This window comes from Actinacidiphila cocklensis (assembly GCF_907177275.1).
Lineage (GTDB): Bacteria > Actinomycetota > Actinomycetes > Streptomycetales > Streptomycetaceae > Actinacidiphila > Actinacidiphila cocklensis.
In genome coordinates, this window is record NZ_CAJSLV010000058.1 from 1 (window position 1) to 9,085 (window position 9,085).

Sequence of the window (9,085 nt, forward strand, 5' to 3'; positions counted from 1 at the left end):
ACCGGCTCACCAGCCGCCGCACGAGCCCCCCACCAGCCCTCACCACCATGCGGCACCACACCCGCCACCACCGAACGACCCACACCCACCGGCACACCCGCAGGCACACCCGCAGGCACCAGCCCCACAACAACCGGCTCCGCAAGAGAATCCAACCCCGGCGCCGACATATCCACAGCCGACTCCAACGCCTCCACAGGAGCCGACGGCACGCCACGGGCCATCTCGGCGAGCGCCTGATTGAGTAGGGACGGCAGGCCCGCCCACGACCCCCGCGTAAGATTCAACGCGACGTTGAAACGCTCCGTGGCCGCCTTCAGCCAGGTCAGCGTGAGCGGTCCGGTGTTACCCGCATTGACACGCATCCAGTCCAGGGCCGCGAAGCGCGACATGGCCTCCGCGAAAAGCGGGTCACGCGGCCCGAACTCCGGCCCGAACGCCTCACGCGCCGCCCGGATCCACGTCAGCAGCCGCTGCCCCGCCTCCTCAGGACGCTGCGCGAACGGGCCGCCGAACTGCTGTACCAGGGCCTCCAATTCCTGCGGGGTCGGCTCGGGCGAAGCAAGCATGATACCCACGTCACCCGGGTTGTCGATACTTTCTACGACCAGCACCATCCGAGCCGGATACAGCTGACCTTGCGTCTCCTCCTCCGGCCGGAACAGATGCTGGACGGGCGACCCCATGATGTTCTTGCGTGAGGCATTCGCCATTCTCTGAATTCCCCGGGGATGACGGAGAAGATCACCGGCACCGTCTGAATGCTGGGCGTTTTCACACCCTTCGAACAGCACCCATTCCTGTTCCCCCAGCGACTGGACACTGCCGCGGCGTGCAGCATACCGAGCGATCTCCTCCAGTGACGCCACAGTGCTGGAGCCATCGGTCAACGGCACCTCCGCGCTCACGGCGTCGCCGTGGTAAGCCAAGGTGTACGAAGGGTGGCGCGGCAACGGACGTGGCTCGGACTCGCGCACGATCTCCCTGGACCCGTCCGGCCTCCGGCGGACCTCAGCAAGGGTGTAATGCGTGACCCGGGTCTCCCGGCCTTCGGCGTACTCCGTCGCCATTGCTCGAGGACTCATCACGGCGCGCCCGAACGAATTTTCCCCGTCAGCATCCATCATCGTCACCGAATCGATGCGGCTATCGGGAATCCGCAGACCGTTGATGTCCATCAGCGCGCCCGGGACAGCACGAGAACGCTGACCCGGAGTATTGGGGATCCAGACCGCTACCTCGACCTCATCACGGAACTCTTCAGGAATTTCACCCGCGGACCAGGTGTTCGGACCGTTCGTAGACCACGTCTTCACGCCCAGCACATCAGCGACCCGCGCGGGACCTTCCAGCGTCCGCGCGCCGGCCCGCTCCACCATGATCGCCAGATCGCCCAGGGACGGCCGCAAAGGATCACGGCGCAGCAGCTCGGCGAACTCGGCCCAGTCGTTGACAGCCAGTTCCCTCCCATCAACGTCGCGAAGCAATGGCCGCTCAGGACCACCGTGCGCCGAAACCGTCCACCGCTTCTCCTGCCAGGGCACGTCCATGAATTCGATCAGGTCCCAGCGGGCATTGCCTGTCCAGTCACGGCCCACCGGCGTCATCGCGGCGTCGTACATCACGAACTGGTCGTCCAGCACGCCACGCCGCAGCAGATCGAGCGCACCGATTTCGGCCAGGCTGTTCGCGTAGCCCTCCCGAGCCGCCACCGCGACCAGCTCGTGCAGATTGTCGCGGTCCGCCGCGTTGGGCACGGCCGTGCCGTCGAGGTGGAGCAGCCGCCGGGCCAGCGCGTTCATGTCCGGGGCCGAACCGGCAAACTGCGCGAGCACTCCACGGGCGAACTGCGCCATCCCCGTTGAGTCACCGACCTGGTAGTTCGGGTCATACGCGCTGTACGCGTCGTCGGGAGCCATCGGCACGCGGCCAACCCGGGTCCGGACCGGAACAGCCTCCTGGCCGGGCACCGATCCGCGGCCGGCACCGTTCTGGCGCACCTCCGCCGACACCGCGGGCTCCGCGGATGCCTCGGACAACACCACGTCCTGCACCGGCTCGCCCAGCCGGGGGGACACCTGGACCCGCTGCCCGTCGAGACCCTGCCCGACGTCCCCAACCCGACCGGCCGGCTCCACCGTCGGCGCGATCACATCCTGCGCCGACTCCCCCGACCGGGAGGATGTGTGCGCGGTTTCGCGGGGTGGTGGCTTCGAGGGCGTGAAGCCGCTGAGCCGGCCGGCGTCGGTGGCGGGGATGATGGACGTGTCGGTGGTGGGTGGGCCATGCGCCTCATAGACGGGGACGTCCATACCGCGGCGGCTGTCGACGATCTGCTGCAGCGGGCGGATGAGGTTCCGCAGACCGTCCTCGGCTTCGCGGAGCGCGGCCGCGGTCGAGCCGGCGTGGGCGCCGGCGTCGGCGTCGGCGTGGGTGGCCGTGCTGGGCTGGGGGCTGTGCGCGCCGGCGCCGCCGGGTTCCGTGTCCCGGCCGGCCGAGTGGATCTCGGCCAGATGCTGCCGGTGGGCGTTGACGTACTTGATGACGGCCACGCCAACATGCGGGCCGTTGTGCGGGAGCTGGAAGATCGCGTCGTCGGGCGAGGCGTAGTAGGTGACGCTTCCGGGGTCACCGCTGCGGCCGGCGCGGTTCTCGGCCTGGACGTCGATGTCGCCGGAGATGCTGGAGTGCGCGGTGACCCGCACATGCAGGCCACCAAGGTTCCTGGCCGTGGCGCTGAGGGGTATGTCCACCCCGCGGGCGCCCTGCATGTTGATGACCAGGATCTTGCCCTGCTGCCCGGCCTCCTCGATCACCGCCGCGAAGGCTTCTTCCCGGTTCACGCCTTGCTCAAGCATCCACCGCGCGTCGATCGCGACCACATCCTTAGCGCCCCTCATCTCGAGCGCTTCCTTGACCTGGGCGACCAGGTCGTTGCGGTGGGCGATGACGGCTTGCGGCCGACCGGTCTCCGTGTGCTCCCGGTAGGTGTCGTCGGCGATCTGCTCGATTTTCTTTTCGATGTTGGGGCTGATCACGTCGGCTATGCGCTCCAGCAGCGAGTGGTAGTAGCGCTGTGCTTCGCGGATCTCCACCCGCTCGCCGTGCCGGGACAGGCCGCCTTCGGCGAACAGCCCGCTCTTGCCCTTGGCGGTGCCCGAGGCTCCGACGACCTTGTCGTAATGATCAACAAGCAGCTGCTTGAAGGTCACGCTCTTGCTGTGTTCGCTGTCACCGCGGATGGTGATTCCGTGCTTGGCCTCGATCGCCTGGGCCAGCCCCTCCATCCACCGGCTCTGCGTGGAGGTCTTCGGGTCGAACATCACCGCGTGGGTGACCTGGTCGAGGATGTAGAGCTTTGCGCCCTCGCTGTCTCCCCGGTCGTACACCTCGTAGTGGATGCCTCCCTTGTAGACGTTCTCGGCGAGCAGGGCCATCTTCAGCCTGTTCACCTCACCGGCGCTCGGCTGGTGCCCCAACTGCTCCCGCGCCCACTCCCGGGCGGCCTCGGTCAGGCCATGGGGGTCGGTTCTCTCCCCCGGCTTGGGTACGAGTAGGGTCTCGGGCAGCCGCTTGACAAGGTCGTGGAACTTCAGTACCTCCGCGGCCACGGCCGAAGTGGCCGCCTTCTCGGTCCCCTCGCTGAGGATGTACCTGGTGTCGGCGTACACCACCGCCTCGTCGATCTCGTCGATGCTCGCGTGGACGGTTACCTTGTCGGCGCCCTCCACAGCCTCCTTGGCCGTCTCCGCCGCGGGCCGGCCGTCCACCTTGTCGACGTGCAGGACGGTGAAGCCGACATCCTGGGCCGTGCCGATGTAGATGGTCGGTTCGCCCTTGACCGCGGGCGGGGGCGGTTCGTTGTGGTTCATCCGGTGCACCTTGTAGCCCAGGGGCTCCAGCACCCTGCGGTAGATCGTGGCCTCCCGGTTGGCCAGATTTTCCCGGGTCGTGATGACATGCAAGGCGTCCACGCCCTCGGTGGCCGCTCGTTTGATGGCGTCCGCCAGGAACACCAGCGACTTGCCCTCCCCGGCGGCCATGTTCAGCACCGCGCCGTCGCCGAGCGCTTCGACCCCCGCCACCTGCGTCCACCGCAGCGCCTTGCCCGTATCTCCGGTCACCAGCGCGTAGGCTGCCGCGATCCTGTCGGCCTCCGAGCCGTCCAGCAGCATGACGCGCAGTTCGTCGGCGGAGAGCTTGTGCAGCCCCTCCCGGCCCGCGATGTCATACAGGGTGCGCGCGGCCCCCACCGCCCTGTTCGCCCCAGCCAGTCCGGCCTGGACCAACGAGTCCGACGCCACGTGCGACTGGTGCCAGCCGCCCTTGCCGTCGGGCACGAGGGTCTCCCAACTCACCTGGCCGTCCGCGGTCTTGACCACGTTGCGGATCGCCACCGGCTTCGCGGTGCCCAGCCCGCCCCAGATCAGCCGCCGCCGCAGACGGGCGTTGTCCGCGCCCAGAATGTCCCTCAACTGTCCGCGGTCGCCCGGCAAGCCCTTGTCCAGGACCACCTCGCTGCCCAACACGACGGTCCCGGGTTCACCCTTGAGGGGATTGGTCATCTTCACCGTGATGACCTCACCGGACTTCTTCCTGCGCACCCACCCCCCGTCGAGGAACCGGTCGTAGCTGAGGCCCTTCCCGGGCAACTGGACGAGGCGCAGCGAACCGGCGGCGTCGAACACCCCTTCCGATCCGGCCGGCACGTGCGCGGGCGGCCGGCCGTCGCCGAGGTCCAGCAGCCCGTCGGCTTCCGTCACGTACCTGTCATCGGGCTGCCGCTGGAAGTCGGGCTGCACCCCGGGGTCGTGGTGGGCCGAGCCCGCGTGCGGCGAGCCGCTCTCGCTGCTCGGGCCGTCCTCGTGGACGGGATCCGGCCTCGGGCCAGAGGCCGGGTCCTGGCTCCCGCGGCCCGCGTTGGGCCCGGGACCCCGGTTCGCCGCCGGCCGCCCCGCGTCCGGCCCCTGCGACGTTGCGTCCCGGTGCGGGGCGGCCGCGGCAGGCTTGGCCGCGGCGGCGCCTTCACCCTGTGTGGCAGGTGCCGCGGCCAGGTCGGACGCCGTGCCGCCCGTGGTGCGGCCCGCAGTGGTCCCGGCGCCGCGGCCCTCGTGCGCGTCCCCCGTGAGGGCGGAGCGCGAGGTGCGGACCACCGGTCCCTCGTCGACGGTGCTCGCGCCGACGGAGGTCTCCGCATCGTTCCGGGACGGCCGCCCTGTGGACGTGTCCGCCGTGCGCGCGGGGGTGTTCGCGCCGCTCTGCCGCTCGGCAAGCGGCCGGGCCCCCGCGTCGCCCTCGGACACGGCCGTGGCGGGCGCCCGTTCGCCGAGCGGTGCGCGCGGCGCCGCTGCCGACCGCCCGTACGCGTCGCCGGGACGGGAGGAGGTCCCGGCCTGTCGCGCGGCCTCCTCGACGGACCGGGGCGCCACCTGCCCGCCAGACGTGGTCGTGTCGGCGGGCCGCGCGGGCGTCTCGCCCGGGCGGGAGGACGTGTCCGACGGCCGCACGGGCGCCTCACCCGGGCGGGAGGACGTGTCCGACGGGGCGGCCCGGTGGGCCGGTGGCACGGCTTCGGCCACGGTCTCGCCGTCGTGCCCGGCGGCACGGATCGTTCGCGAGTCGCCCGGGGGCGGCGTCTCCGCCTGCCGCGTGCCACCCTGCGAGGCCGGTTCCTGCGACCGCGAGCCGCCGGGCGGCGCCGTCCCCTCCGACCGCGCGTCCCCGTGCGGGGCCGCCCCCGAGAGCCTGGCCCCGCCGGCGGCTTCGCCGTGCGGCACGGGTGCCGCGGCCCGCGCCACCGGATCCGGCGCCGTCCGCACCCCCGGGTCGGGCGCCGTCCGCGCCACCGCGTCGGCCCCGGTACGCACCACCGGGTGTGCCCCGGCCTGTGCCACCGGATCCGGCGCCGTCCGGCCCACGGGATTCGGCGCCGTCCGCACCCCCGGGTCGGCCCCGGTACGCACCACCGGGTGTGCCCCGGCCTGTGCCACCGGATCCGGCGCCGTCACGTGCCCGCTCCCGTGTCCGGCCGCGGGCGTACGCGCCCCGTCCACCGGGCCGTTGTCCACCGTCACCCGGGGCGTCTCGCCGTGCGGGATCCGCGCGCCGACCTGGGTGTGCCCGATGCCGTCCGGGGTCGCGATGCGTGAGGACGGGGCGCTGACGTCCGTGCCGCGGGCGGAGTCGGGGACGGCCCGGCCGCCGGTGACGCGGACTGCCGGGCCGCCGATGTCGGTGGTCCCGCCGTTGGCCGGCACGTTGTGGGCGTCACGTACGGGGATGGGCTGGTGGATGATCCCGTCGCCGCCGCTGGCACGGGAGTTGGTCACGGGCCGGGCGCCCGAGTCGATGCGTGTGGACGCGCCCGGCGTCACCAGGCCGGACGAGCCGGCGGTGGTCCTGCCACCGTCTCCGGAGCCGCCGGGGAACAGGTTCGGGTTCGTCTTGGAGTTGACGGCGCCAGTGCCGCTGATGACGCCCGATGGGTCGAACTTGGCGGTGACCCAGCCCGTGAACTTGTTGGACGGGCCGGAGAAGACCCTGGCCCCCGCAACCATGATCGGAAACAGCATGATGCCGGTCGCGACGAGGTTGAGCCAGCCCTCGGCGTCGGTCGGGACGGGCTTCCAGTTCTTCCAGTCGGTGGGGAGGCCCACCGCCGCGTTGGCGGCGGCGGTGGACACGGCGTTGTTGACGATGAAGTCCGTGCCGTACACGACGACCCTGCCGGCGACGAGGGACCAGGGGGCCCGGCGCCCGGCGGCGCCGGCGGCGGCCGAGCCGCCCTCGGCGCTGAAGCCCAAAACCTTGCCGACGACGTTGACTGCGCCGGCGTACATGTCGCCGATGCCCGCGGTGACGCGGACCGCGGCCTGGGTGACCGTGCCGACCGCCTTTTCCAGTGCGGGGATCAGCCGGAGGAGACCGCTGACCAAGGAGCCGAGCCTGCTCGCCACGTTGGCGAGCACGGCGCCCACGGCGATGGCGAACCCCTCCAGGAATATCCCCGTCAACAGCCCGAGGAAGGCACCGAGGACCCCGGCCAGCAACTGGACGAGGGCGAGCTTCTTCTCGGCGATGGCCTGCTCGTTGCGGAGCATCCCGAAGTAGTTGATCTGCTCGCCGAGCTCCCAGCACGCCTCCGCGCACTGCTCGACGGTAGGGCGCAGCCCCGCCCGGGCGGCCTTCACGCCCATGTTGTTCTGGAAGGCGGCCGACATGGAATTCGATGCCTCGCCGACCCACGCGCCGCTGGTCACGCCGAACTCGGCCCCCGCCATCTCCGCGATCTTCTCGTCGAGGAGGTCGCCGAAGGTGATCCAGGCGTTCCCCAGCGTGTAGATGGGGTCGGGGTCGAACGGGATCTCGTGGGTGGGGACGTCATATGCCATGGGTGGAGGGCCTTCGCGGTGTGCCGTGCGGGTGGGTGGGGCGGGGCGTCAGAAGGTCTGGTTCACCGAGGTACGGTGGATGTGGTTCTTCTCCGCCTCCGCGAGGCTCTTCTTCTGATCTTCGTTGAAGCTCTTCTTCTCCGCCTCCGACAGGCCGTCGGTCACCTCGTTCTCCGCGGGGGCGTTGTCCAGCAGCGGGTCGCTCCCGGACGTCTTCGGGGCGGGGGCCACGTGCTTGGCGACGATGTCGCCGAGGTTTTTGTCGCCCTGGTTGTCGAAGGCGGCGGAGTCCATGCCCTCCATCAGGCCCTGGAACTTGGCGAAGGAGTCGGAGACGGCGCGTTCGCCCCGGCTGTAGCCGACGGCGGCGGTCCCCAGGCCGGTGCAGAACCGGTTGAGGAGGCCATTTTCCGGGTGCTCCTTCGTGCCGAAGAGCTGCGTCACGATGGCGTTCCAGTCGCGGTTGAACTTGTCCGCTTGCTCCTGGGAGTCGCCGGTCCACGACAGCCGCAACTCGTTCAGCCGGTCGGTGACGGCGACCATGACGTCGCCGATGCTCTTGACCGCGACGGCGGAGTTGTCGGACGCCGACTTCAGGACCCACGGGTCCACGGTGACGGTGGACGAGTTCCAGTTCGCGGGAAGGGACATGGTGGCTCCTTGTCACTCAAGTCGTCGGCCGCGTCGCGGGCCTGGTCACTGGGAGAGGTTCTTGTTCGCGGCCTGCTCGGCCTGCACGTAGTTGTCGTAGGTCTGCTGCAACTGGTCGACGATGCCGCCGACCAGCCAGTACAGGTTGCTCAGAGCCGATTTCACCTTGTCCGCGGTATCCGTGAAGGACGCGCTGGCCGGGGACGTCCAAGCGGACTCGACCTTCCCGATCTCCCCGGAGATCGTGTCGCGATACGTATCGATGAGGTCGTACTGCGACTTGACGAATGTGATGGCCTCCGCCATCTGCGCCAGGTCCACTGTCCAGGACTTGGGGGTCATCACGACCTTCCCGTCGTCGAGGACGAACGCGCCGTCGACGTTGCGGAACTTGCCGTGGGTAACGCCGTCCTCGCCGACGAAGTAGGAGTCGCCCGAGCCGGTGGTGAAGATGCCGGTGGTCCAGTTCGTGGTGCCGTGCAGGACGGTGCCGTTGTGCAGGACGATGGTGGTGCCGTTGGCGACGAAGAAGGTGTCGCCGATCATCGCGCCGTAGGCGGTGGAGCCGTCGGGCATCTTGTACGCGATGCCACCGGGGACGAACGAGCCGCTCACCGGGTCGGTGATGCCCTTCTGGACCTTGCCCTTCGCGTCGACGTAGATCGTGCCGTCCTGCGAGATGAAACCGCCGTCCTCGGTCTCCCCACCCCACAACGTCCGGCCGTCAACCGCCCGCTCCACCAGAAAACGGCCGTCCACGACCTTCCCGTGCTCAACATGACCACCAGCCGTGACGAAGACCGTGCCGTCCTCCGACAAGAACGACCCGTCATCCCCGACACTCCCCCACACCGTGTGGCCATCGACCACCCGCGAAGCCCCATCCGGCAGGAACCGCCCGTCGGGCGCCGTCAACCCATGCGCAACCTTCCCCGACGGATCGACATACACCGTGCCGTCCTGCGAGATGAAACCGCCGTCCTCGGTCTCCCCACCCCACAACGTCCGGCCGTCAACCGCCCGCTCCACCAGAAAACGCCCGT

At 70.1% G+C, this 9,085-nt stretch carries 3 protein-coding genes; all 3 read right to left on the reverse strand.

Annotation, left to right across the window (positions count from 1 at the left end; genetic code table 11):
* The coding region (locus NFU81_RS18675; RefSeq protein WP_251491359.1) for a hypothetical protein at positions 1–7,391 on the reverse strand (7,391 nt) is incomplete at its 3' end.
* A 48-nt stretch (positions 7,392–7,439) separates the two neighbouring features.
* Positions 7,440–8,042, reverse strand: coding sequence for a WXG100 family type VII secretion target (locus NFU81_RS18680; RefSeq protein WP_251491361.1), 603 nt, complete (start codon positions 8,040–8,042; stop codon positions 7,440–7,442).
* Positions 8,043–8,087: 45 nt separating this feature from the next.
* Positions 8,088–9,085: WXG100 family type VII secretion target (locus tag NFU81_RS18685; RefSeq protein WP_251491363.1), on the reverse strand; the 998-nt coding region annotated here is incomplete at its 5' end.

Excerpts from the sequence above, each read along its gene's own strand:
- NFU81_RS18680 (WP_251491361.1), bottom strand. The coding sequence starts at position 8,042 with ATGTCCCTTCCCGCGAACTGGAACTCGTCCACCGTCACCGTGGACCCG.